The organism is Micromonospora sp. WMMD723, from assembly GCF_049863385.1.
GTDB lineage: Bacteria > Actinomycetota > Actinomycetes > Mycobacteriales > Micromonosporaceae > Micromonospora > Micromonospora wenchangensis.
Map to the genome: position 1 here is coordinate 1,674,052 of NZ_JBMKNR010000001.1, position 22,950 is coordinate 1,697,001.

Genomic DNA, 22,950 nt, shown 5'->3' on the forward strand with positions numbered 1-22,950 from the left:
GTGTGAGCGTTAACAACGACCATTGTAAATACTTGTCGCTGACCTGGTCCAGTTCGGCCTCACCGCCGGCCTCCCGGCGGAAGGCGACCGGGCACCCGGACGGGCCGGCGCGTTCATACCCGTCCGCTCCGGGTGCCGCCGCGTCGGCGGTGCCGCGACCGTGCCGTCAGTCGGCGTCCCCGGGGACCGGGGCGGTCGCCCGCGTCCCACCGGTACCCGCACCGGCGACCCGCACCGGGGGTGGGGCGGCCCGCCACACCGGCGGGCCGCCCCGTCCCTTCGTCACCCGTGCCTCAGGGCTGCGGCAGCGCCGCGTCGATGATCGCGGCCTGCTCGACCTCGTGCTGCTTGGCGGAACCGACCGCCGGGGCGGCGGCGGCCGGGCGGGAGATGCGGCGCAGCCGCACCCCGTCCAGGTGCTCCACCAGGTTGAGCGCCACGAACGACCAGGCGCCCTGGTTCGCCGGCTCCTCCTGCACCCAGGCGACGTCCTCCGCACGGGGGTACCGGTCGAGCACCGCCTTGAGTTCCTCGACCGGTAGCGGGTAGAGCTGCTCCAACCGGACGATGGCGGTGTCGCCAATGCCGCGGTCGGCACGGGCCTGCACCAGGTCGTAGTAGACCTTTCCGGAGCAGAGCAGCACCCGCCTGACCGTCTCGGCGGCCGGCGACTCGACACCCGGCCCGCCGTCGTCCAGCACCGGTCGGAAGCCGCCGCTGGTGAAGTCCGCAACCTCCGAGACGCAGAGCCGGTGCCGCAGCAACGACTTCGGCGAGAAGACCACCAGCGGCTTGCGCTTGGCCGACAGGGCCTGCCGGCGCAGCAGGTGGAAGTAGTTGGCCGGGGTGCTGGGGATGGCGACCCGCATGTTGTCCTGCCCGCACAGTTGCAGGAAGCGTTCCGGCCGCCCGGACGAGTGGTCCGGCCCCTGCCCCTCCTGCCCGTGCGGCAGCAGCAGCACCAGCGACGACCGCTGACCCCACTTCAGCTCACCGGAGGAGAGGAACTCGTCGATGATGGACTGCGCGCCGTTGGCGAAGTCACCGAACTGCGCCTCCCAGAGCACCAGCGCCTCGGGGTTCTCCACCGAGTAGCCGTACTCGAAGCCCATGGCGGCGTACTCGCTCAGCAGCGAGTCGTGCACGAAGAACCGGGCGTCGCCGCTGGCCAGGCGGGACAGCGGCAGGTACGACTCACCGGTGGCCGCGTCGACGACCGCGGCGTGCCGCGAGGTGAACGTGCCGCGTCGCGAATCCTGGCCGGCCAGCCGGACGGTGACGCCCTGGCCCAGCAGCGAGCCGAAGGCGACCAGCTCGCCGAAGCCCCAGTCGATACCGCCCTCGACCGCCATGCGTGCCCGCCGCTGCAACACCTGCTGGACCCGCTTGTGCGCGGTGAACCCCTCCGGCAGGTGCAGGTGGGCCTCGCCGACCGCACGGACGACCGACGGGTCGACGGCGGTGTCGACCTGCGGCTCGGGCTCCGCGGACCAGGACGGGCGGGCCCGCGACGGCGCGCCGGCCGCGTCCCGGCTGGCCTTGAAGACCCGCTCCAGCTCGGCCTGGTACTCGCCGAGCTGCTGCTGCGCGGTCTCGACCGTGATGTCGCCCCGGCCGATCAACTCCTCGGTGTAGATCTTCCGGACGCTGCGCTTGGCATCGATGATCTCGTACATCCGGGGGTTGGTCATCGACGGGTCGTCGCCCTCGTTGTGCCCACGGCGGCGGTAGCAGACCAGGTCGATGACGACGTCCTTGTTGAACGCCTGGCGGTACTCGAAGGCCAACCGGGCGACCCGGACCACCGCCTCCGGGTCGTCGCCGTTGACGTGGAAGATCGGTGCCTGGATCATCCGGGCCACGTCGGTGCAGTAGAGCGACGAACGGCTGTACTCGGGGGCGGTGGTGAAGCCGACCTGGTTGTTGACCACCACGTGCACGGTGCCGCCGGTGCGGTAGCCACGCAGCTGGGACAGGTTGAGCGTCTCGGCGACGACCCCCTGGCCGGCGAACGCGGCGTCACCGTGGACCAGCACCGGCAGCACGGTGTAGCCCTCCAGGCCCAGGTCGAGCCGGTCCTGCTTGGCCCGGACGATGCCCTCCAGCACCGGATCGACGGCCTCCAGGTGCGACGGGTTGGCCACCACGCTGACGGTGGTGCAGTGCTGGCCGTCGGGCGTGGTGTACCTGCCGGTCTGCCCGAGGTGGTACTTCACGTCGCCGGAGCCGTGCGCCGAGTCCGGGTCCATCTGGCCCTCGAACTCGTTGAAGATCTTCTCGTACGGCTTGCCGACGATGTTGGCGAGCACGTTGAGCCGGCCCCGGTGGGCCATGCCGATGACCAGCTCGTGGAAGCCGCCCTCGGCGCAGGCCTGGAGCACCTCGTCGAGCAGCGGGATCAGCGACTCGCCGCCCTCCAGCGAGAAGCGGCGCTGGCCGACGTACTTGGTCTGCAGGAAGGTCTCGAACGCCTCGGCGGCGTTGAGCCGGTTGAGCAGGTGCTGCTGTTCGTCCGGGTCCGGCTTGGTGTACCTGATCTCGATGCGTTCCTGGATCCAGCGCCGCTCCTCCGGCTCCTGGATGTGCATGTACTCGATGCCGACCCGGCGGCAGTAGGTGTCCCGCAGGACGCCGAGCACGTCGCGCAGCCGCATCTTCTGCCGGCCGGCGAAGCCACCGACCGGGAAGGTCCGGTCGAGGTCCCACAGGGTCAGGCCGTGTTGCAGGACGTCCAGGTCGGGATGCCGGCGGATGGTGAACTCGAGCGGGTCGGTGTCGGCCATCAGGTGCCCGCGCACCCGGTAGGCGTGGATCAGCTCGATCACCCGGGCGGCCTTGTCGATCTGCCCCTCGGAGGTCCGGGCCACGTCCCGCATCCAGCGCACCGGCTCGTACGGGATACGCAGCGAGGTGAAGATGTCGTCGTACAGGCCGTGCCCGCCGAGCAGCAGTTCGTGCACCGTCTTGAGGAACTCGCCGGACTGCGCGCCCTGGATCACCCGGTGGTCGTACGTGCTGGTCAACGTGGTGACCTTGCTGATGCCGTGGTCGGCCAGGGTCTCGTCGGACATCCCCTGGTACGGCGCCGGGTACTCCATCGCGCCGACGCCGATGATCGCGCTCTGGCCGGGCATCAGCCGGGGCACCGAGTGCACGGTGCCGATGCCGCCCGGGTTGGTCAGCGAGATCGTCGTGCCCGAGTGGTCCTCCATGGTCAGCTCGCCGCGCCGGGCCCGCCGGACCACGTCCTCGTACGCCTGCCAGAACTGCCGGAAGTCCATGCTTTCGCACTTCTTGATCGACGGTACGACCAGGGTGCGGGTGCCGTCCGGCCGGGCCAGGTCGATGGCGATACCCAGGTTGACGTGCTCCGGCCGCACCAGCGCCGGCTTGCCGTCCACCTCGGCGTAGGAGTTGTTCATCTCGGGATGCGCGACGACCGCGCGCACCAGCGCCCAGCCGATCAGGTGGGTGAAGCTGACCTTGCCGCCCCGGCCCCGGGCGAGATGATTGTTGATCACGATGCGGTTGTCCACCAGCAGCTTGGCCGGCACGGCGCGGACACTGGTGGCGGTCGGCACGTGCAGCGAGCTGTTCATGTTCTGCACGATGCGGGCCGCGACCCCGCGCAGCGGGACCGTGCTCGCGGCGGTGGCCGGGTCACCCGCCGCGCCACCGCCTGACGTCTCCCCACCGGCCGCCCGGGTTCCGCCGGACCGCTCGCCGGCCGACCCGGACCGCTCAGTGGCCGACCCGGACCGCTCAGTGGACGACCCGGACCGCTCACCCGACGCGGGAGCCTTCCCGGACCGGGCGGTCGGCGGAGTCGGTGCGCCCGCTCCGGTCGCCGCCCCGGCACGGGCGTCCGCGGCCGGCGTCGTATCCGCAGCGACCGCCTCCCGAGGCGGGGTGGTCGGGCCCGAGGGCGGGACGGCAGGGCCCGATGCCGGGGTGGTCACGCCCGGCGGCGGGACGGTCGCGCCCACCCCCGGTCGGTAGTCGGCGAAGAAGTCGTGCCAGGCATGGTCGACGCTCGCCGGATCGGCCAGATAACGCTGGTACATCTCGTCGACGATCCACTCGTTGGGACCGAAATCCGCGAGCGGATTGTCCTGCGAGGTCTGCTGGGTCGACACAGCCGGGTTCGCCTCTTTCACCACAGATTGACGGCACGCGACGATCTCGTCACGGTGGACGGAAACCACGTCCGATTCAGGCTACGCCGACCCGTGCCGCCATTGTGGACACGGCTTACCGCCGGTTGCGTACCGGAGCGGTGCGGTCGCCGACCGGGGTGGTCGGCGACCGCACCGCAGGTGGTGGGCCGGCCGGTGTGCCGTCGCGGCCGGTACGCAGAGCGCGCCCGGCCACCTGCCCAGGGTCACCCCGGCTACCTGCCCAAGGTCACCTTGAGGATCCGCTCGTTGCTGTTGTTGGGGATGCTGTCCTTGTCACCGCCGGTGCTCGTGGTCAGCCACAGGTTCCCGTCGAGGGTCGGCTCGACGGTCCGCAGCCGGCTGTACGTGCCGACGAAGTACTGCTGCACGTCGGTGAGGGTGTTCCCGCTGATCACCGCCCGGTACATCCGGTTGCCCCGCAGGCAGCCGAGGTAGAGCACGTCCCGGACGATGGCCAGGCCGCTGCACGACGCCTCGGCCACCGGGTAGGTGCGGATCGGGGCGGTGAAGTTCGGGTTGGCGCAGCTGCCCGTGGTGCCCTCGCAGGCCGGCCACCCGTAGTTGCCGCCCCGGACGATGATGTTGGTCTCGTCCATGACGTTGTTGCCGAACTCCTGCTCGAAGAGCCGGCCCCGGGAGTCGAACGCCAGCCCCTGCGGGTTGCGGTGCCCGTAGCTCCAGACCGCGTTGCCGAACGGGTTGTCCGACGGCACGGTGCCGTCGGGGCGGATCCGGAGCACCTTGCCGCCCAGGTCGTTGACGTCCTGGGCACGGTCCGGGCTCTGCCCGTCGCCGGTGGCGGCGTAGAGCATCCCGTCCGGGCCGAACCGCAGCCGCCCGCCGTTGTGGTACTTGTTGCGCGGGATGCCGGTCAGCAGCACCTGCACCGTGCCGGTCTGCAACGTCCCGTCGTAGCGGATGCGGACGATCCGGTTGTCGGTCGTGGTGGTGTGGTAGATGTACAACCACCGGTCGGTGGCGAAGCTCGACGACACGGCCAGCCCGAGCACCCCGCCCTCGCCGTTGGTGCCGGCCACGTTGGGCACCGTGCCGATGCTGCGCTTGTTGCTGCCGTCCGGGTTCATCGCGACGACGTCGAACAGGTCACGCCGGCCGTAGAGCACCGTGCCGTCGGGCAGTTGCACCAGCCCCCACGGCAGGTCCCGCTCGGTGGTGACCACCGTGGTGCCGCAGACCGCACTGGTGCAGGCCGACCCGGTACGCACGGTCACCGCGCTGCTCGCCGTGGAGGTGTTGCCCTGCGCGTCCCGGGCGACGACCGTGTAGCGGTACTCGGTGTCGGCGGCCAGCCCGGTGTCGGTGAACGAGGTCGCCGGCGGGTTGCCGGCCGTGCCGGTGACCGAGCCGACCGTCACCCCGCCGCGCAGGATGTCGTACCGGGTGACCGCCACGTTGTCGGTGGACGCCGTCCAGGTCAGGGTCACGTCGGTGCCGTTGGCGGTGGCGGCGAGGTTGGTCGGGGTGGTGGGCCGCTGGGTGTCCGACTGGCAGAACGGCGGCGTCACGGAGAGCGTGGCACTGGCCTGCGACACGTTGCCGGCGGCGTCCCGGGCGTTGACGTACCACCCCCAGGTGACGCCCTGCGCGACGGAGAGGGTGGCGGTGAGCGTGTTGCCGGCGACCGAGGTGACCAGTTGGCCGTCGTGGTAGATGTCGTAGTAGGCGACCCCGACGTCGTCCCGGGACGCCGACCAGGCGAGCGTGACCGACTGACAGGTCAGCCGGGTGCTGCGCAGGTAGCCCGGCGCGGTGGGCGGCCGGGTGTCGGCGGCGGCCCGGACGAGGGTCGTCCCGCCCGGCGTGGCCGGTGGGCCGGCGGTGACGGGTGCGCCGGCCAGGACGGTGCAGGCGCTGGTCAGCAGCGCGAGGCCGACGAGGCGACGGGGATGGCGAAGACTGGATCGCACGCGATAGGTCCCTTCCTGGAAGCCCGGTCGTGGTCAGTACGGGTAGCCGGGCACGTTGAGCCGCACGCTGTACAGCCCGGAGTCGTTCGTCCGGCCCGAGGTGACGAAGAGGGTGCGCCGGTCGGACCCGCCGAACGCCACGTTGGTGGTGCCGCTCACGCCGGAGCGGATCGTGCCGAGCTGGCTGCCCGTGGGCGAGTAGACGTGCACCAGCCCGTCGCCGCCGGAGGTCCAGTAGACGTTGCCGGCGCAGTCGATCGTGCCGCCGTCCGGGCCGCCGACGTAGTTGACGAACACGCTGCGGGGGCCGGTGCTGCCGTCGGGCTGGACGGCGTACTTGTAGATCTTGTTCTCGCCGTAGGCGCCGACGTAGAGGGTGCTGCCGTCCGGGGAGAGCGCGATGCCGTTGGGCTGGCGCAGCGCGTCGTCGACCAGCGACACCTGGCCGCCGGAGACGCGGAAGACGCTGGTCCGCCCGCTCATCTGGTCGGGGCGGTTGCCCCGCTGGAAGTTGGGGTCGGTGAAGTAGACGACACCGTCCGAGCGGACCGCCACGTCGTTGGGCGAGTTGAACGCCCGGCCCTGGTAGTTTCCGGCGACGACCCCCCGGGCCAGGTTGTCGAGCCGGTACGTCGAGACGCTGCGCTGGTCGTGCGTGGCGGCGACGAGCTGCTGCCCGTCGGGGGTGAGCGCGAGCCCGTTGCTGCCGGCGTTGCCGAGGAACGTGTCGAAGGTGGCCGGTGGGGTGAACCGCCGGATCGTCGACGGCTGGACCCACTCCGACCCGGTCGGCGCGGCCATGTCGGAGAAGAGCAGGTAGCCCCGGTCGGCGATCCAGACGGGCCCCTCCAGGAACGCGAAGCCGCCCCGGATCTTCGTGGCCGTGACCGAGGTCGACGGCAGCGGCGGGCCGTAGCCGGTGCCGGCCGGGCAGACACCGGGCGGTGCGCCGGGCGGACCGGCCAGGGCGGCGGACTGCCCGGTCGACAGGGCGGGCGCGGTGTCGGGGCCCGCCGGGACGGCGGCGGGCAGGGCGAGCAGCAGGCTGGCCAGCGCGGTGGCGGCCGGTTGCAGGACCATCGGGAACTCCGATCGGCGAACGGACCCGCCGTCGTCGGCGGTCGCGGGGTGGTGGCACCGGAACTGATCTACTGGTATCGATGCATCATGGGGAGCATAAATTAGGAACCACCCCACCGCATGGGTGACGATCCGCCGATCCCGGCCGGGATCCGGATTTCTCACTAAGATGCTGGTCAATGTGGCCCGATTGCCCGCCGTCGCCGGACAGCGACCGTCGACGGAGTCCACATGCTGATCGGGTCCGGTCGATGGAGTCCCCGGGGGCCGTCCGGCCGTTCCGGGACGCCCTGTCGCCGCCGCCGGTCCGACGTTCCGCCGCCGACCATCGTGGACCGATCGACTGTGGACCCCGAACGGGGCCACGGGACGCACCGACGGTTCCGATTCGTGCCCACCTGCCGCGTTACCGACAGAGGCGGAATCGACGTTGGGAGCGCGCTCATCTACCCTCAGGGCAGATCCGACCCACGTCGTGGGCCGGCACCGGTTCGGCAGCCATGGGTGTCGTGGTCTCCCCGCCAGTATTCACCGACCATGGCCCTGTTCGGAGGGATCGAAGCGTTGACGAGCGACAAGGCGGCGCCGCCGGGCGTCGACACCACCCGACCCAGCATCGCCCGGGTGTACGACTACTACCTCGGCGGCAAGGACAACTTCGCGGTCGACCGGCACGCCGCCCAGATGGCGATGCAGGTCACCCCGGACGGTCCGGAGGCCGGGCGGGCCTGCCGGGCCTTCCTGCGCCGGTCGGTCCGCTACCTGGCCGCCGAAGCCGGCATCCGCCAGTTCCTCGACCTCGGCTCCGGCCTGCCCACCCGGGGCAACGTGCACGAGATCGCCCACCAGGTCGACCCGGACGCCCGGGTGGTCTACGTGGACAACGACCCGATGGCCCTCGCCCACGGGCGCGCCCTGCTCGCCGACGCCCGGACCACCACCGTGGTCGGGGCCGACGTGCGGCAGCCGGACGAGCTGCTGGCGGAGATGCGCGACCGCAAGCTGATCGACTTCGACCAGCCGGTCGGGCTGCTGCTCCTGGCGATCCTGCACCACCTGCACGACGACGACGACCCCGCCGGGGTGGCCCGCCGGCTGATCGACGCGCTCCCCTCCGGCAGCTACCTGGCCATCTCGCACTTCTACGACCCGGGCGCGGCCCAGCCGGAGGTCTCGGCGAAGGCGCGGGCGGTGGAGAAGGTCTTCAACGAGACGCTGGGCACCGGCCGGTGGCGCACCCGCGACGAGATCCTGAGCTTCTTCGGCGGCCTGGAGCTGGTCCCGCCCGGGCTGGTCCCGCTGGCCGAATGGCATCCGGACGGCGAGGAGGACACCAGGCAGACCGCCACCTACCACACGATCGTCGGTGGGGTGGCCCGCAAGGTCTGAGCACGGGTGCTGTCGTCGGCGACGCGACCGGCCCCCACCCCGGGGGCCGGCCCGGCCGGCGGCACCCCCTCGGGCACGCCACCGGCCACGGTCGGCGTCAGTAGCAGGTGTTCATCGCCGCCCGCACCTCGGCGAGGGTGGCGTCGGCCACCGCCCGCGCCCGCTCGTTGCCCTCGCTCAGAACGGCCCGCAGGTGGGCCCGGTCCTGCCCGTACTCGGCCCGGCGGGCCCGGATCGGGGCCAGGTACTCGTTGACCGACTCGGTGACGACCTTCTTGAGCGCCGCCGCCCCCGCCGACCCGATGTCGGCGGCCACCTGCTCCGGGCTGCGCCCCTGACACAGGGCCGCCAGCAGCAGCAGCGACGACACCTCCGGGCGGGTGGCCGGGTCGTAGCTGATGTGCCGCTCCGAGTCCGTCTTCGCCCCCTTGACCAGCCGGGCGGTCTCGTCGACGGTGGCGGCGAGCGTGATGGCGTTGTTCCGGCTCTTGCTCATCTTGGTGCCGTCCGTGCCGAGCAGCAGCGGGGCGCTCGACAACAACGCGTCGGGCTGGGGGAACACCACCGAACCGGCGCCGTACCGGTCGTTGAAACGACGGGCGATCGTCCGGGTGAGTTCGAGGTGCGGAAGTTGGTCCTGGCCGACCGGAACCAGATTCGCCTTGCAGAACAGGATGTCGGCGGCCTGGTGGACGGGATAGGTGAACATCAACCCGCTGACGGCGGACTGCCGCGAGTGCGCGATCTCGTCCTTGACGGTGGGATTGCGGTTGAGTTCCGACACCGACACCAGACTGAGAAACGGCAGCATCAACTGGTTGAGTGCCGGCACCGCCCCGTGCGTGAAGATCGTGCTGCGGGCCGGGTCCACCCCGATGGCCAGGTAGTCCAGGACCAGTTCCTCGACGTGCTGGAGCAGATTGTCCGCCACGTCGCGGTCGGTGAGGACCTGGTAGTCCGCGATGACCACGAACAACTCCACCCCGAGTTCCTGGAGCCGGACCCGGTTGTGCAGCGTGCCGAAGAAGTGACCGAGGTGCAGGCGGCCCGTGGGGCGGTCCCCGGTGAGCACCCGGAACCGCCCCGGGTCCTTGCGGATCAGCTCCTCCAGCACGGCGCTGCGGGCCTGCGCGGCGGACGTCCCGAGCGTGTCGGTCGGCCCGGCGCAGGCAGCGGCACCGGCGTCTTCGGTCTGGGGTACGGCGGTATTCACAGGATCTCCTGAAGGGTCGGTCTCGACGCCATGATTGCACGGCGCGCGCATCGGGGAACGGCAAAGGGACCCCGGTCCGAAACGGCGTCACGGCCTCCCGGGCACGGACCACCGAACTGACCTCGGCCGTTGGCCCGGACCCGACGGACGGCCCACCCTCACTTCTGCCCGACGGTCCGGGATATGCGCGTGGCGAGCAGTTCGTGCAGCATCCCGTGCAGCGGTGCCGGCCGTCCGGCCCGCCCGGCCAGTCGGACGACGGCACCCGTCCAGGCATCGAACTCCGACAGTCTCCCGGTGAGGATGTCCCTTTGCAGCGAGGTGGTGCTGTCCGCCGGTTGCCGGTCCATAAGCGCCACCGCCGTATCCACCGCGTCCGGCGGCAGCGCGATTCCGAGCGCAATTCCGGTCTCGTATATCTCGCGCATGCCCGTGACCAGCATCCGGCGGGTGCCGGGACGGGAACGGAGTTCGCCGACCGTCGCCCCGCCGGTGGCCGCGCCGAGGCTGCCGACGGGCACCACCAGCAGGAACTTCGCCCACAGCGCGGCCCAGATGTCGCCCGGTTCCAGCACGTCCACCCCCGCCCCGCGCAGCAGCCCGCGCAGGCGGAGCACCCGGTCGGACGTGCCACCGTCCCACTCCGCGAAGCCCAGCGCCCCCGGCGGACCGTGGTAGCGCACCTCGCCCGGCGCGGCGGGGGTGGCGACCACCCGGGCCAGGCCGGGCAGCACCCGGGCACGGCCGAGCCGGGCCGCCACCTGCTCCGGCGCCTCGACCCCGTTCTGCACGGTGACCACCCCGGTGTCCGGGCCGACCAGGGGGGCCAGCGCGTCCAGGACCGGGGGCAGGTGCGGGGTCTTGACGCAGAGCAGCACGTAGTCGACGGGACCCAGGTCGTGCGGGTCGTCCGACGCGCGCAGCGCCGGGGCCACCCAGTCCCCCGCGTCGCCGGTGACCCGCAACCCCGTGCGGCGCAACGCGGCGAGCGTCGTACCCCGGGCGAGGAACCGGACGTCGTGCCCGGCGGCGGCGAGGCGGCCACCGAGGTGCCCGCCCACGCCGCCGGCCCCGACCACGGCGATGCTCGCGCCCACCGGCGGGCCGTCCCCGCCCGCCGGCCCGGCGTCGGTACGACCCGCACCGGCGTCCACCCGCGACCGGGCCGTCATCGGGGCAACCGCCTGCCGACCCGCAGGGGGAGCGCCTCCAGGCCCCGGCTCAGCGAGCTGTCCGCCACCCAGACCACCTTGTCGGCGGGCACCGCGAGGGCGAGGTCCGGCAGGCGGCGCAGCAGGGTGGCGAAGGCGATCTCGCCCTGGAGCCGGGCCAGCGGGGCCCCGATGCAGAAGTGCGTGCCGTGGCCGAAGGACAGGTGCCGGTTCGGCGAACGGGTGACGTCGAACCGTTCCGGGTCGTCGTACACCTCGGGATCGTGGCCGGCGGCGGAGAGCGACAGGTGTACGAAGCTGCCTTGGGCGATGTCCACCCCACCGAGGCACATGTCCTGCGTGGCGACCCGCAGCGAGGCCCAGCCCGCCGACCCCTCGTAGCGCAGGATCTCCTCGATCGCCCCGGGGATCAGGTCGGGGTCGGCGCGCAGCATCGCGAGCTGGTCGGGATGCCGCAGCAGCAGCAGGGTGCCGTTGCCGACCATGTTCGCGACCGTCTTGTGCCCGGCGATGATCAGCAGCAGGATCGTCGACAGCAACTCCCGGTCGGTGAGCGCGTCGTCGTCCCGGGCCCGGACGAGTTCGCTCAGCAGGTCGGTGCCGAGGTTCGCCCGCCGCTGCGCCACCAGGGCGGTGAAGTAGTCGGAGAACTCGTCGCTCGCCGCCTTCAGCTCGCTCTCCGCGTGCTGCAACGGGTCCTGGCTGAGCACGTAGCTCCACCGCTGGAACAGCGGCCGGTCCTGCACCGGGATGCCCAGGTACTCACAGATGACGATGAGCGGCAACGGCAGTGCGAACGCGGTCACCAGGTCGATCTCGCCGCCGTCGGGGAACGCGTCGATGAGGTCGTCGACGACGGCCTGGATGCGCGGCCGGAGCCGGGCGACCACGGCGGGCAGGAACGCGCGGCTGATCGGCTTCTTGAGCCGGGTGTGCTTCGGCGGGTCGGCGAAGCCCAGGTTGCCGACGACCAGCAGGCTGTTGGTCGCCGCCTTGTCCCGGTACCGGGCGGGCAGGTTCTCGATCTGCTTGGACAGGCGTGGGTCGCCGAACGCCTCCTCGACGACCCGGTTCGCGAGGACGGCGTACGCCTCGGCGCCGGGCGGGACGTCCATCCGGTGCACCGGGCACCGGGAGCGCAGCTCCGTCGTCGCCGCGTGGGGCGAGTCCCCCGGATCGGTGAAGTACGTCGTGGGCAGCACCTCCGTCATCGTGACCCCCGGCCTCCCGGCTCGCCGCTGCCACCGGCCACCGCCGGGATGATCCAGACCAGGTCGTCCCGGCCGACCTTCGTCTCCAGGCCGTCGAGGCCCCTGATGTCGTCGTCGTTGAGGTAGACGTTGACGTAGCGCTTGACCCGCTGGTCCCCGTCCACGATCTTGTCGAGCAGCCCCGGGGCGGCGCGGTCGAGCCGGACGAGCACCTCGCGGATGCTGTCGCCCTCGACGGAGAACAGCCGCCGACCGCCGGTCAGCGTGTGGAAGGCCGCCGGGACCTTGACGGTCACGACGGGCACCGGCGACGGTGTGCCGGTGCCGTGGGCAGATTCGGACATGACTGGGTTCCCTCCTGGACAGGTCTCCTGACGTCACCGGCGCGGTCGCGGCACGGTGGTCAGGGTGGAAACTCGATCTCGATCTCGGTACGCAGCTCCGCCGGCAGGCGTACGTCGAGCGGCTCGCACCCCTGCGGTCCGGGCCGCCACCCCGCCACCCGGTGGATCAGCCGGTCACCGCTGGCCCGGACGTACCAGATCACGTTCACCGGCCAGCCGGACTGGCGGAACAGGTACTCGTCCATCCCGGTGGGCTGCTCGCTGAGTCGTTGCCGGCGTTCGTGCGGCGGGCCGATCTCGTGCCAGTTCGGGTGGGAGTGCACCGAGCCGAGCAGTTCCCGACCGTTCACGGAGTGCTGTTTGATGGCCCGCAGCACCCCCTCGTCGGCGCACCAGAACCCGCGTTCGGTGTCCCGGTAGACCTCGCCGAAGCGGGGGGCGATCCGCTCCTCGAACTCGGCGATGACGCTCTCGTCCCGCCCCCGGACGTTCGGCACGAACTCGATGTCGGTGACGGTGATCGCGGCGTCGTCCACCTGCCCGAACAGCAGCGCCGACGCGCGGGGCGGGTGGTGGGGCACGCCGTCGGCGTCCCGGCTGTCCAGACACCGCCGGTACTCCCGTACGGCGTCGGCGACGAAGCGGCGCGCGGCGGCGGGAGCGAACCGGACCACCCGGGGCAGGTCGCCCGGCCCGCCCGGGACGGGGTCCGCGTCGGCCGGGTCGGACGCGTCGTCGCGCTTCTTCCCGGCCGAGGCCAGGGTGCCGCCCAGCAGGGCCGCGCCCAGCGGCCACGACCGCATGTGCACCGGCAGGGTCACGCAGTGGTCGCCGAGGCGCAGCAGCAGCCCGTCGTCCACCAGCCGGCGGGCGGCGGCGGCCTCGGCCGGCCCGGCGGTCAGCTCGGCCCACGGGCAGCCCGGCAGCGCCCGGAGGAAGACGTCGATCCGGGTGGGGTCGTCCAGGACGAGCCGGCGCACGGGCCGGTGACGCTGGTCGACGACGGCCAGGAACCCCGGGCCCCGACGGAAGTGGAGCAGGCCGAACGTGCGGGTGGAGCGCCACCCGTCGACCGCCGTGGTCCCGCTGCCGCGCACCGTGGCCCGCACGGGGGCGGGCAGGTGGTCGAGGTGCCGCACGAGGTGCCGCCGCTGCGCGTCCAGGACCAGCGACCAGGTGACCGGTACGCCGATCGAGGAGCACTCGCGCAGCAACGCGACGATCCGCGCGGCGGTCCGGTCGGGCAGTGTGGACAGGTCGACGGGTTCCGCCAGCCGTACCCCGCCGACGGGGACCCGGGTCAGCAGCTCCGCGAACTCCCCGCTGGTGGGCAGCTCCGCCGGGTCGAGGGTGAGCATGGCCGGCCGCCCGCCCGCCGGGACAGGTGTGCCGGGGGCCCGTAGGTCGTCGATCGTCAGTGACGTGCTCATCGGGACGCCACCACCTCCCTGCCGTCGATCAGCTTCCGCCGGTACGGGTCGACGTCGAGCGCGACGGCGACGTACCGTTCCTCGTCCTCGAAGGCCAGGCCACGGTCGACGAACCAGCGGAGCATCCGGTCGAGCCCGTCGGCGGTGACCCGGTGCCCGCTGTCGGCGAGCCGTCGGGCGATGCCCGCCCGGCCGGCGACCTGGAACATGCCGAGGTAGACGTTGCTGTGGACGTCGTCCAGCTCGATCGTCTCGGTGGGCCAGCTCGCCCGGCGGTCCTCGATGGTCACCCGGCCCCGGTCGTCGACCCGGTAGGACAGGTCGCCGCCCCGGTACGCCTGCGCCCAGCGTTCGACGCCCTGCTTCAGCTCGTCCTCGATCGGGCCGACGATGCCCTGGTCGCGGGTGTCGAAGAGATAGACCAGGTCGTACAGCTCGTCGCGTGGGACCTGGTAGATGAAGTCGTATATCTCGGCCGGCCGGCGGTACATGAACCCCTGGGTCGGGTCCTCGAAGTAGGGACTGAAGCGTTCCAGCGCTATCCGCCAGGCTCCGGTCGGCGGTTGGAGGTGTTCCAGGGTGGCGAACTTGCCCAGCAGCCGCCGGTAGTCGTCCTCGGTCTCGCCGGGGAAGCCGTAGAGGATGTTCCAGGTGACGTTGAGGCCGAGGTCGTGACCGTCGCGCAGCATCCGGACGTTGTGCGCGGCGCTGACGCCCTTGTCCATGAGGCGCAGCACGTGGCTGCTCAGGCTCTCGATGCCGGGCTGTACGTAGGTGACGTTCGCCTGTTTCAGGGCGCGCAACTGCTCCCGGGTCATGTTGGACTTGATCTCGTAGTGCACCCGCAGGTCGCAGTCGAGGGCGGCCATCGCCGGAATGGCCGTGTTCAGGTACTTCATGTCGAGAATGTTGTCCACCATGATCAGGTCCAGGACGCGGTACCGCTGCGCCAGTTCCACCACCTCACCGGCGATGCGGTCGGGGGCCTTGCTGCGGAAGTCGATGTTCGATCCGTTCAGCCCGCAGAACGTGCACTGGTGGACCTCACCCCACCAGCAACCCCGCGAGGTCTCCAGGACCACCATCGGCCGGACCTGGGGCGCGAACGACGTCTCCGCCAGGGCCCGGAAGTAGCTGTCGTAGTTGGGCGCGGGCACCATCGCGAACGGCAGCGCGCCACGTGCCGGCGGATTCACCACCGTCCGACCCTCATGCCGCCAGCTCAGCCCCGGCACGTCCGCGAGGTCGGCGCCCGAGGCGATCCGGTCGAGCAGCATGGGCAGCGAGCGTTCGCCCTCGCCGCTGAGCACGAAGTCGAGTTGGGGGAAGTTGCGGTGCAGCGCCGGGCCCTGGAGCCCGTCGCAGTTGCTGCCGCCCATCGCGGTGCGGATGCCCGGCACGAGTCGCTTCAACTCCCGCGCCAACGCCAGGGAGGGCACGTTCTGCATGAAGGTGCTGGTGAAGCCGACCAGGTCAGGAGGGTCGGCGGCGATCTGTTCGGCGAGCCGTCGGACGAACCCGCGGGCGTACCGCTGCATCGCGACGGGGGCGTCCGGGTCCACGCCACGCTGCCTGAGGAACTCGGCGAACTCGGGGACCCGGTAGCTGTCGACGTCGTACAGCGCCGGGGTGAAGACCCAGTCGCCGACGCCGTGGAACACCTGGTCCGCCACGTTGCCGTAGTCGGTCGGGGTGAGGGTGCCGCCGCTCTCGACGAGCAGGTGCTCGGCCCACCGGAGGTTGGCGTACAGTTCGTCGATCTCCCAGTCGGCGGCGTGCCTCCGGACACACTGCCCCAGGATTCCCAGCGCGCTGGACGGGGTGTCGAGACCCTGCCAGGGCATGGCGACCATCAGGAGCTTCACGGTATTCCACCCAGCTTCTTCCGTCGCGGTCGATAATGTTCGGTCCTCTCACGGGGCACGCGGCACCGCAATTCGCAGACCGCTGCCCGATCTTTTCCGCGGTGGTTCACCGACAATGTGCCGGTGCGCTGCCGCAGCGCGCCGGCCCGTGCCGCGAGGGGGGACACGGGGAGGCGTTCGGAGCAATTTTCGGTGGCTGTCGGCCGGCTTGCTGCGCCGTCCCGGGCGGGGTGGCCGACGCTCGCCACCGGGCCTGTCGCACTGCCGGACCGCCATCACGTCAGCCCTGTCGTACGACCTCCAGCCTTAACACACGTTAACGCTGGAATTGATGACGGTCAAGTGAAGTTGTCGCCAGACAAGGACCCGTGGGATTCTCGGCTCCGACATTCTCGATAATGGCGAATGCGAGCATGAGGCACGCTTCAGCAATTTCTGCCAGGGCAGATGTTGAATGGTCAACCGCCATCGGAATAATTGATCGGAACTGCGGCGCTGTCGCGGCGGACCGCCCGCACGGGGGGGCACCCGTGACCGGCCCCCCGACCGCCGACTGATGGTCTAGCCTCCGAGAGACAGATACACCCCCGACGATCCGGCGGAGGACACGATGACCATTCGGCGACATCTGCTGCGTACGCTCGCGGCCGGCGTGGCGGCGACGACCCTGACGGCCCTGGCACCGGCCGGGACGGCGCAGGCGGCCTGCACGACGAGCAGCTTCACCGTCGTCTGGGACTACGCGGGCATGTACACCGCGCCCAACGAGGCGACGCTGTACGGCACCCGCCGCTACGGGCAGGTCGTCACCGGCCCGACCGGCAACACCGCCAACGGCTGGACGCTGACCTACGACTACTGGAACGGCCTGCCGCTCTGGGCGTACATGAAGGACGCCGCGTTGCAGTACCGCGGCTGCGCCTGACCCGCCCGGCCGCTGCGGGCACCGATCCGGCTGCGGGCCCGCGCCGGTCCACCGTCGGACCGGCGCGGGCCCGGTGCTCAGCGGCGGGCCAGCCAGACCGTCCGCTCGGTCCGGACGCTGAGGTCGTCGCGGCCCGGCAGCTCCGCCACGGCCGCGTCGAGGGCGGCGAGGTCGGCCGGGGAGAGCCGGTCCGCCAGCCCGTGCCGCATCCGGCCCAGCGAGACCTGTGCGTAGCGGACGGCGGCGGCCGGCAACGGGGGGCGCAGGTCGATGTCGAAGCGCCGCTCGGTCACCGAGCGGAAGCCGGCCTGCGTCATCCGCTCCCCCCAGTTCTCGTGCATGTGCAGGCCCGCCTCGCGCCGACGCTTCGCCGCCTCGTCGTGCACCCGCCGCTCCACCTGCTCGCCCGGCGTGCCGGTGAGGAAGCGGGGGAACGCGTCCACCTCGGCGACCACCAGCAGCCCGTCCGGCCGCAGCGCGCCGAACGCGGAGGCGAGCGCGGTCGCCGGATCGGCCAGGTGGTGCAGGGACGCGGCGGCCCAGATCACCCCGGCCGGCCCGAGGTCGGGCCAGGGCCGGTCGAGGTCGGCCTGCACGGTCCGGATCCGGTCGCCCAGCCCGGCGGCGTCGGCCCGGGAACGCAGGTGGGCCAGCATCTCCGGGGAGAGGTCGACCGCGGTCACGGTGGCACCGGGCAGCTCCCGGGCGAGGGCGAGGGAGGCCGTGCCGCTGCCGGCCCCCAGGTCGACCACGTGGGGCTGCCCGACGGCCTCCCGGCCGACCCAGCCGATCACGTCGCGGAAGTAGTCGTGCAGGACCTCGGCGTCCAGGTCGAGCAGCTCGATCAGGTGGTCGTGTGCCATGGGGCGACGGTAGCCGGGCCATGCCCGTGCGGCATAGCATCTTGCGCATGAAGCAAGACAGGGATCTGGAGGACCTGGTCCGCCAGCGCGTACGCAGCCTGCGGCTGGCGCGCGGCTGGTCGCTGGAGGAACTGGCCCGACGCTGCCTGATCAGCCCCTCCACGCTCAGCCGGATCGAGACCGGGCACCGCCGGATCGCCCTGGACCAGGTCGCCACCATCGCCCGGGTGCTCGGCATCACGCTCGACCGGCTGGTCGGGTCCGACGCCGACGACGACGTCGTGATCCGCCCGCACTGCGACGAGAACCGGGGCGTCACCACCTGGTTGCTGTCCCGGGACAGCAACCAGACGGTCGCCAAGCTGCGGATCACCCGGGACGTCCCGACCGACCTGCGGGTGCACCCGGGGCGGGACTGGTTCACCGTGCTGTCCGGCACCGTCGAGCTGCGCCTCGGCGAGCGGACGATCCTCGTCGGCACCAACGAGGCCGCCGAGTTCTCCACCCTGGTCCCGCACGCGTTCGGCGCGCACGACGGCCCGGCCGAGATCCTCTGCATCCTCGACCACGAGGGCGAGCGCAGTCACCTGGGCCCGCACCACCACCCGCCGCCGGTCAACCGGTGATCACCGGCCAGGCGTAGGCCAGCAGGGCGCACGCCGCCCCGAGCAGGGCGAGCGAGACGCCACGGCTGGGGATGGGCAGCGCGGCGAGCACGATCAGGATGACCGCGACGACATAGAGGAACGCCTGTACCGACATGACACTCTCCTCGACGGTGGGCTGACGGACGGTGCCGTCTCTACTCCCACCGACCCGGTCGGGAAACCCGTGTCCGGCGCAGGACCGGGTGCCCGACCCTCCGGACCGGACGGTGCCGGCCGGGGACCGCTCGGCCCCCGGCCGGCACCGCCCGTCGGCGGTCGCCGCAGCCGGGTGTCAGCAGCCGAGCCGCTTGGTGGACAGCGCGATGTCGTCGATCCAGAGGTTGAACTCGCCAGGCGTCGTGCCGCCCTGGTAGAGCTGCCAGCCGATCTTCACGGTGTCCACCGTCGGCAGGACGAACGGGACGTCGTTGCCGCCGTGGTCGGTGGTGGAGGCGGTCAGCTCCGGGTTCGCCACCCCGTCGATCCACACCGCGACCCGGTTGTCCGTCGGGTCGAGCTTCCACTCGAAGCACTGCCAGGTGTCCTCGACGACCGGGGCTGACTCCCGCCAGTTGGTCCAGTCGCCGGTCGGGCCGCCGTCCGCGCCCACCCCCCAGAAGGTGCCGGGGACGGTGGGCGCGTACTGGCCGCCGATCGGGCGGACGACCTCCGAACTGCCGCTGCCGGTCGCCTCCACCAGCGTGAAGTGCGCCCAGTCCGGGGCGGTGGGGAACGCGTCGACGCGCAGCCGCATCCGCCCGTAGAAGCGGTTGCCCGGCGCGGCGAAGTCGTCGACGCGCAGGAAGGCCCGGCCGTTGTCGACGGTCCGGACGTGCAGCACCTGGTTGCCGTGCTTGGCGCGCTCCACCGTGAGCGTGCCGTGGCGGGTGTCGACGCCCCACTTCAACGTGCCCGGCCCCCCGGGAGGCAGGCGCTCGAAGTCCTCGCAGAACAACAGGTCGCGGTGGCACGTGCGCGGGGCGGCGTCCGAGACACCGGCCGGGACGCTGCCGGCGGTGACGCCGAGGATCAGGGCCGCGGTGAGTACCGCGAGGGAACTGCGCATGGTCGTCCTCCAGGAAGGGGGTGATCGCTGCCGGATGGGCGGGCCGGTGGAACTGCCGGCCGGCGGGTCGACCGCCAGTCGTCGTGGCGGTGGCCGGCGTACGGCACGCGCCGGTCGAGACGACGTGCGGCCGGCACCGCGCTGCTCCCGCGTACACCGGTTCCCCAGCGCGGTTGCCCCCGTGCTGCGGTGCTGTGAGCCATTCCAGCACGCCCGTCCCGCCCTAGCAATATCGACAACCATCAGCACAGCTCACCCCGGCGAGGCGACCGGCCGGGCTGACCGGCGACCCGGGTGAGGGCCCCGCCGGTCAGCCCGGCGGGGCCCTCGGGTGCTCATCCGCTGCGGCGTTGCACCGCAGCCGGGCCGGTCAGTTGCAGGTGGTGCCGTTGAGCGTGAACGGTGCCGGGACGGTGGGGGACCCGCTGGCGGTGAAGCCGAAGCTGACCGCCCCGTTGGTGGGGATGCTGGCGTTGTGGCTCTCGTTGCCCACCGTGACCGCCGCGCCGGTCTGCTGGAAGACCCCGTTCCAGTGGCCCTGGACCAGCTGGCTGCCGGGGAAGGTCCAACCGAGCGACCAGCCGTTGACGGCCGGGCCGTCGTTGTAGACGGTGACGCTGACGTTGAAGCCGGTGTTCCAGGAGTTGGTCACCACGTACGACACCCGGCAGCTGCTCGCCAGGGTGGTGGCCGGCCGGATGTCGCCGTAGTCGTCCCGGGCGGTGGCGAAGTCCTGGAAGCCGAAGCCGGGACCGGCCGACCGGGTGGTGGTGCCCGCCGCGAGGACGGTGCCGTTGGCGTTGACCGAGTAGACCGGCCCGCCGCTGTCGCCGCCCCGGGCCGACTCGTCGCCGTCGAGCTGGGTGGCCTCGACCAGGTCCTCGATGTCGTCGTAGTGGAAGTCGACCCGCAGGTTGCAGACCGGCCCGCCGATCTCACCGGCCGAGGTGTACCCCGACTGGCAGAGCAGCTGCCCGGGGAAGACCTCGGTCCAGCCGGTCACCTGGGCACGTACCTCGTCGTTCTGCCCGCCGACGTAGATGTGGCCGCCCGGCGAGGAGGTGGAGACCAGCATGGTGTCGTGGTCGTCGTTGCTGGCCACCGAGTAGCCGATCAGCGTGCCGCTGTTGGTGTTCGTGTTCCACCCGACGTGCCAGGGCTGACCGATGGGGCCGCAGTGTTCCGCGGTGAGCAGGTAGCCCACGTTGGTGGTGTGGTTGCGGACGCCGAAGCCGGCGGTGCAGGCGTACGTGGTCAGCCCGATGCCGATGCCGCCGTCGTACGGCGCGGAGTCGTTGTACCGGGACCGCTCGACCATCCGCTCCCGCACGACGGTGCGGGTGCTGACCCCGGTCGACGGCAGCTTCGGCTGCTTGGCGCCGGCCTTCGGGTCGACGGCGACCTCGATCCCGGAGCCGTCGGTCCGCAGCCGGACGGCGTGCGCGGCGTCCTTCGGGTCGGCGTCGACGACGGGGGTCAGCTTCGCCGCCGCCCTCTTCAGCTCGGCACGCGAGTAGGTGGCCCCGACGACCTCCACCGGGGCGGTACGGCGTGCGGTCGCCACCGCCGCCGCGACGTCACCGGGCAGGGTGCCCTTCCACCAGAGGGTGACGTGGTCGTCCACCAGGCCGATACCGGCGTAGCCACGCGGCGTGCCGGCCTCGACGGCGGTGCGCACGACGTTGGCCGCGTCGACCAGCGGTGCCTGGGCGAGCATCCGGTCCCGGGTCTGCGCCGGGATCAGGTCGAGGATGGAGCGGTCGTTCTCGGCCGTCGGCGCGGTCGCCGGCGCGCCGAACGGCTGGCTGGGGGCGGCACTCGAGGGTGCCGTCAGCGGACCGACCACCACCGTGGCGCCGAGCAGCACGCCGGCGACCACCGAGCGGCGGGTCGCGTTCCAGGTTTGCGTCATGACCCTGAGTCAAGTGACTCCGCCGCTCCGGGAACAGGCAGAAGCATCGGCAAGAATCGACAGGCGGCGTGACGCCGGCCGTGGCCCGGAGCGGATGCCCCGGGCCACGGCCGGCGTCCGGACGGCCCGCTGTCAGGAGCCGGTGCAGGAGAGATTGCCAGGTGCGGTGCTGCTGTTGCCGTTGACCAGGAAACCGATGGTGGTCGAGGCGTTCGGGTTGATGGTGCCGTTGTAGGAGGCGTTGCGGATGCTGACCGTGCCGCTGGTGCCGGTGTTGCTGCCGTTCCAGACGTTGGCGATGGTCTGCCCGCTGGCCAGCGTCAGCTGCACCGTCCAGCCGGTGATGGCGGTGGAGCCGGTGTTGGCCACGACCACCTCACCCTGGAAGCCGCCGGTCCAGCTGCTGACCGTGCGGTACGTCGCGGTGCAGCCGCCCGGCTGCCCGGTCGGCGGCGGCGTGGTCGGCGGAGCGCTGGTCGGTGGGGTGGTCGGCGGCGTGGTGGGCGGGGTGGTCGGTGGCGTCGTCGGCGGGGTGGTGGGCGGCGGGGTCGAGGTGCCCGGGACCGTGGTGGAGGCCGAGTTAAGCGCGTTGAGGACGGCGGTGTACGCCGGCTTCGGGTTGCTGTTGCGGTCGAACAGCAGCGGGTTCTCGTTACCCCGCCAGGAGTCGCTGTCCCGGATGCCCCAGGTGGTGATGCCGACGCAGCGCGGGACGTTCATGCACGCCTGGGTCAGGCCCTGGTACTGGCTGGTCGAGGCGTTGGTGACGTCGGCCTCGGTCAGCGCCACGTCCACCCCGAGGGCGGCGAAGCTGGACAGCGTCTGCTGGAAGTTGCCCGGCAGCGAACTGCCCCCGGTGAAGTGGGTCTGCAGACCGACGCAGTCGATCGGCACGCCGCGCGCCTTGAAGTCCTTGATCATGTTGTAGACGCCCTGCGTCTTGGCGTACGTCCAGTTCTCGATGTTGTAGTCGTTGTAGCAGAGCTGGACCGACGGGTCGGCGGCCCGCGCGGTGCGGAACGCCACCTCGATCCAGTCGTTGCCGGTGGACTGGAGGTTGGAGGAGCGGCGGGTGCCGTTCTCGGCGTACGCCTCGTTCACCACGTCCCAGGCGTAGAGCTTGCCCTTGTAGTGGGCCATCACGCCGTTGATGTGGCTGATCATCGCCTGCCGCAGCGCGCTGCCGCTCAGGCTGCCCCAGAACCTCGGCTGCTGGGCGTGCCAGGCCAGGGTGTGGCCCCGGAACCGCATGCCGCGCTGGGTGGCCCAGTTGTAGATCGCGTCACCCCTGCTGAAGTCGAACTGCCCGGGGTTGGGCTCGGTCGCGTCCGGCTTCATCTCGTTGACGGCCGTCATCATGTCGAACTCGCGGCTGGCGATGTTCAGGAAGCCGGAGTCGCTGAGCCGGTCCGCCCCCATCGCGGCCCCGAAGTACCGGCCGCTGCGTTCGGCGGCGGCCTTCAGCGTGGTCCCGGGCGGTCCGCTGAGGTCGGCGTGGGCCAGGGTCGCCACGGCCATCGACGACACGGTGATCGCCAGGGCGCAGGCGCCGCCCAGCAGCAGCCGGCTGGCCCTCCTGGTACGGCGTTGCGGTCGAGCGGGTACGTCGTTCATCTGTGCGTTTCCTCCTCGGTGTTCCGTCCGGTCACCGCCGGACGGGCACGCGACCGGTCGACCGCTCGTGGGATCGACGACCGGGACACCGCGCCTGCGGCGGGACCAGCACG

Annotated in this window: 17 protein-coding genes; 3 read left to right on the forward strand and 14 right to left on the reverse strand. The window is 71.7% G+C overall.

What is annotated here, in order from left to right; translation table 11 throughout:
• Positions 1 to 293 precede the first annotated feature (293 nt).
• The 3 genes from ACN261_RS07600 to ACN261_RS07610 all read right to left on the reverse strand — a co-directional run bounded on the left by ACN261_RS07600 (position 294) and on the right by ACN261_RS07610 (position 7,186).
• A complete protein-coding gene (locus ACN261_RS07600) occupies positions 294 to 4,205 on the reverse strand; it encodes a multifunctional oxoglutarate decarboxylase/oxoglutarate dehydrogenase thiamine pyrophosphate-binding subunit/dihydrolipoyllysine-residue succinyltransferase subunit (RefSeq protein ID WP_425849159.1) in 3,912 nt (1,303 codons plus the stop codon).
• A 185-nt stretch (positions 4,206 to 4,390) separates the two neighbouring features.
• Positions 4,391 to 6,106: a PQQ-dependent sugar dehydrogenase gene (locus tag ACN261_RS07605; protein WP_425849161.1), complete on the reverse strand. Its 1,716-nt coding sequence runs from the start codon at positions 6,104 to 6,106 to the stop codon at positions 4,391 to 4,393.
• Between the two features lie 33 nt (positions 6,107 to 6,139).
• Positions 6,140 to 7,186: an SMP-30/gluconolactonase/LRE family protein gene (locus ACN261_RS07610; RefSeq protein ID WP_425849164.1), complete on the reverse strand. Its 1,047-nt coding sequence runs from the start codon at positions 7,184 to 7,186 to the stop codon at positions 6,140 to 6,142.
• A 537-nt stretch (positions 7,187 to 7,723) separates the two neighbouring features.
• On the opposite strand from ACN261_RS07610, the gene ACN261_RS07615 reads away from it, so the two are divergent.
• On the forward strand, positions 7,724 to 8,575 hold the full coding sequence (locus ACN261_RS07615) for an SAM-dependent methyltransferase (RefSeq protein ID WP_421484595.1): 852 nt from the start codon (positions 7,724 to 7,726) through the stop codon (positions 8,573 to 8,575).
• A gap of 97 nt (positions 8,576 to 8,672) precedes the next feature.
• Here the strand turns inward: ACN261_RS07615 and trpS are convergent, their stop codons facing one another.
• The 6 genes from trpS to ACN261_RS07645 form a co-directional block, all read right to left on the reverse strand.
• Positions 8,673 to 9,788 (reverse strand): tryptophan--tRNA ligase, encoded by a 1,116-nt coding sequence (gene trpS / locus ACN261_RS07620; protein WP_425849166.1) that lies wholly within the window; start codon positions 9,786 to 9,788, stop codon positions 8,673 to 8,675.
• Between the two features lie 158 nt (positions 9,789 to 9,946).
• Positions 9,947 to 10,960 (reverse strand): 2-dehydropantoate 2-reductase, encoded by a 1,014-nt coding sequence (locus ACN261_RS07625; protein ID WP_425849168.1) that lies wholly within the window; start codon positions 10,958 to 10,960, stop codon positions 9,947 to 9,949.
• Positions 10,957 to 12,171, reverse strand: a complete 1,215-nt coding sequence (locus tag ACN261_RS07630) for a cytochrome P450 family protein (protein ID WP_421484597.1) — start codon at positions 12,169 to 12,171, stop codon at positions 10,957 to 10,959. Before ACN261_RS07630 ends, ACN261_RS07625 begins: the two co-directional genes overlap by 4 nt.
• Positions 12,168 to 12,515, reverse strand: a complete 348-nt coding sequence (locus ACN261_RS07635; RefSeq protein WP_421484598.1) for a MoaD/ThiS family protein — start codon at positions 12,513 to 12,515, stop codon at positions 12,168 to 12,170. The genes ACN261_RS07630 and ACN261_RS07635 overlap by 4 nt, the downstream gene beginning before the upstream one ends.
• Before the next feature lie 59 nt (positions 12,516 to 12,574).
• Complete coding sequence (locus tag ACN261_RS07640; RefSeq protein WP_425849172.1) at positions 12,575 to 13,945, reverse strand: DUF5825 family protein; 1,371 nt, start codon at positions 13,943 to 13,945, stop codon at positions 12,575 to 12,577.
• Entirely contained in the window at positions 13,942 to 15,810 is a 1,869-nt protein-coding gene (locus ACN261_RS07645; protein WP_421484600.1) for a RiPP maturation radical SAM C-methyltransferase, read from the reverse strand. Before ACN261_RS07645 ends, ACN261_RS07640 begins: the two co-directional genes overlap by 4 nt.
• A gap of 610 nt (positions 15,811 to 16,420) precedes the next feature.
• On the opposite strand from ACN261_RS07645, the gene ACN261_RS07650 reads away from it, so the two are divergent.
• Positions 16,421 to 16,735 (forward strand): hypothetical protein, encoded by a 315-nt coding sequence (locus ACN261_RS07650; RefSeq protein ID WP_421484601.1) that lies wholly within the window; start codon positions 16,421 to 16,423, stop codon positions 16,733 to 16,735.
• A 77-nt stretch (positions 16,736 to 16,812) separates the two neighbouring features.
• Here the strand turns inward: ACN261_RS07650 and ACN261_RS07655 are convergent, their stop codons facing one another.
• On the reverse strand, positions 16,813 to 17,598 hold the full coding sequence (locus ACN261_RS07655; RefSeq protein ID WP_421484602.1) for a class I SAM-dependent methyltransferase: 786 nt from the start codon (positions 17,596 to 17,598) through the stop codon (positions 16,813 to 16,815).
• A gap of 47 nt (positions 17,599 to 17,645) precedes the next feature.
• On the opposite strand from ACN261_RS07655, the gene ACN261_RS07660 reads away from it, so the two are divergent.
• Positions 17,646 to 18,224, forward strand: coding sequence for a helix-turn-helix domain-containing protein (locus tag ACN261_RS07660; RefSeq protein WP_421484603.1), 579 nt, complete (start codon positions 17,646 to 17,648; stop codon positions 18,222 to 18,224).
• Here the strand turns inward: ACN261_RS07660 and ACN261_RS07665 are convergent.
• From ACN261_RS07665 to ACN261_RS07680, 4 genes are all read right to left on the reverse strand, one after another.
• Positions 18,214 to 18,360: a hypothetical protein gene (locus ACN261_RS07665; protein ID WP_204925343.1), complete on the reverse strand. Its 147-nt coding sequence runs from the start codon at positions 18,358 to 18,360 to the stop codon at positions 18,214 to 18,216. The genes ACN261_RS07660 and ACN261_RS07665 overlap by 11 nt on opposite strands.
• A gap of 177 nt (positions 18,361 to 18,537) precedes the next feature.
• Positions 18,538 to 19,311 (reverse strand): hypothetical protein, encoded by a 774-nt coding sequence (locus ACN261_RS07670; protein WP_421484604.1) that lies wholly within the window; start codon positions 19,309 to 19,311, stop codon positions 18,538 to 18,540.
• Positions 19,312 to 19,681: 370 nt separating this feature from the next.
• Positions 19,682 to 21,223 carry a cellulose binding domain-containing protein gene (locus ACN261_RS07675; protein WP_425849177.1) on the reverse strand — a complete coding sequence of 514 codons (1,542 nt, stop codon included), beginning with the start codon at positions 21,221 to 21,223 and terminating at the stop codon, positions 19,682 to 19,684.
• A 132-nt stretch (positions 21,224 to 21,355) separates the two neighbouring features.
• Positions 21,356 to 22,837 (reverse strand): endo-1,4-beta-xylanase, encoded by a 1,482-nt coding sequence (locus ACN261_RS07680; RefSeq protein WP_421484606.1) that lies wholly within the window; start codon positions 22,835 to 22,837, stop codon positions 21,356 to 21,358.
• Positions 22,838 to 22,950 lie beyond the last annotated feature (113 nt).

Coding starts and splice junctions, on each gene's coding strand:
- ACN261_RS07655 (WP_421484602.1), bottom strand. CDS start 17,598: ATGGCACACGACCACCTGATCGAGCTGCTCGACCTGGACGCCGAGGTC.
- ACN261_RS07640 (WP_425849172.1), bottom strand. CDS start 13,945: ATGAGCACGTCACTGACGATCGACGACCTACGGGCCCCCGGCACACCT.
- ACN261_RS07680 (WP_421484606.1), bottom strand. CDS start 22,837: ATGAACGACGTACCCGCTCGACCGCAACGCCGTACCAGGAGGGCCAGC.
- ACN261_RS07635 (WP_421484598.1), bottom strand. CDS start 12,515: ATGTCCGAATCTGCCCACGGCACCGGCACACCGTCGCCGGTGCCCGTC.
- ACN261_RS07650 (WP_421484601.1), top strand. CDS start 16,421: ATGACCATTCGGCGACATCTGCTGCGTACGCTCGCGGCCGGCGTGGCG.
- ACN261_RS07675 (WP_425849177.1), bottom strand. CDS start 21,223: ATGACGCAAACCTGGAACGCGACCCGCCGCTCGGTGGTCGCCGGCGTG.
- ACN261_RS07665 (WP_204925343.1), bottom strand. CDS start 18,360: ATGTCGGTACAGGCGTTCCTCTATGTCGTCGCGGTCATCCTGATCGTG.
- ACN261_RS07615 (WP_421484595.1), top strand. CDS start 7,724: ATGGCCCTGTTCGGAGGGATCGAAGCGTTGACGAGCGACAAGGCGGCG.
- ACN261_RS07660 (WP_421484603.1), top strand. CDS start 17,646: ATGAAGCAAGACAGGGATCTGGAGGACCTGGTCCGCCAGCGCGTACGC.
- ACN261_RS07610 (WP_425849164.1), bottom strand. CDS start 7,186: ATGGTCCTGCAACCGGCCGCCACCGCGCTGGCCAGCCTGCTGCTCGCC.
- ACN261_RS07670 (WP_421484604.1), bottom strand. CDS start 19,311: ATGCGCAGTTCCCTCGCGGTACTCACCGCGGCCCTGATCCTCGGCGTC.
- ACN261_RS07630 (WP_421484597.1), bottom strand. CDS start 12,171: ATGACGGAGGTGCTGCCCACGACGTACTTCACCGATCCGGGGGACTCG.
- ACN261_RS07625 (WP_425849168.1), bottom strand. CDS start 10,960: ATGACGGCCCGGTCGCGGGTGGACGCCGGTGCGGGTCGTACCGACGCC.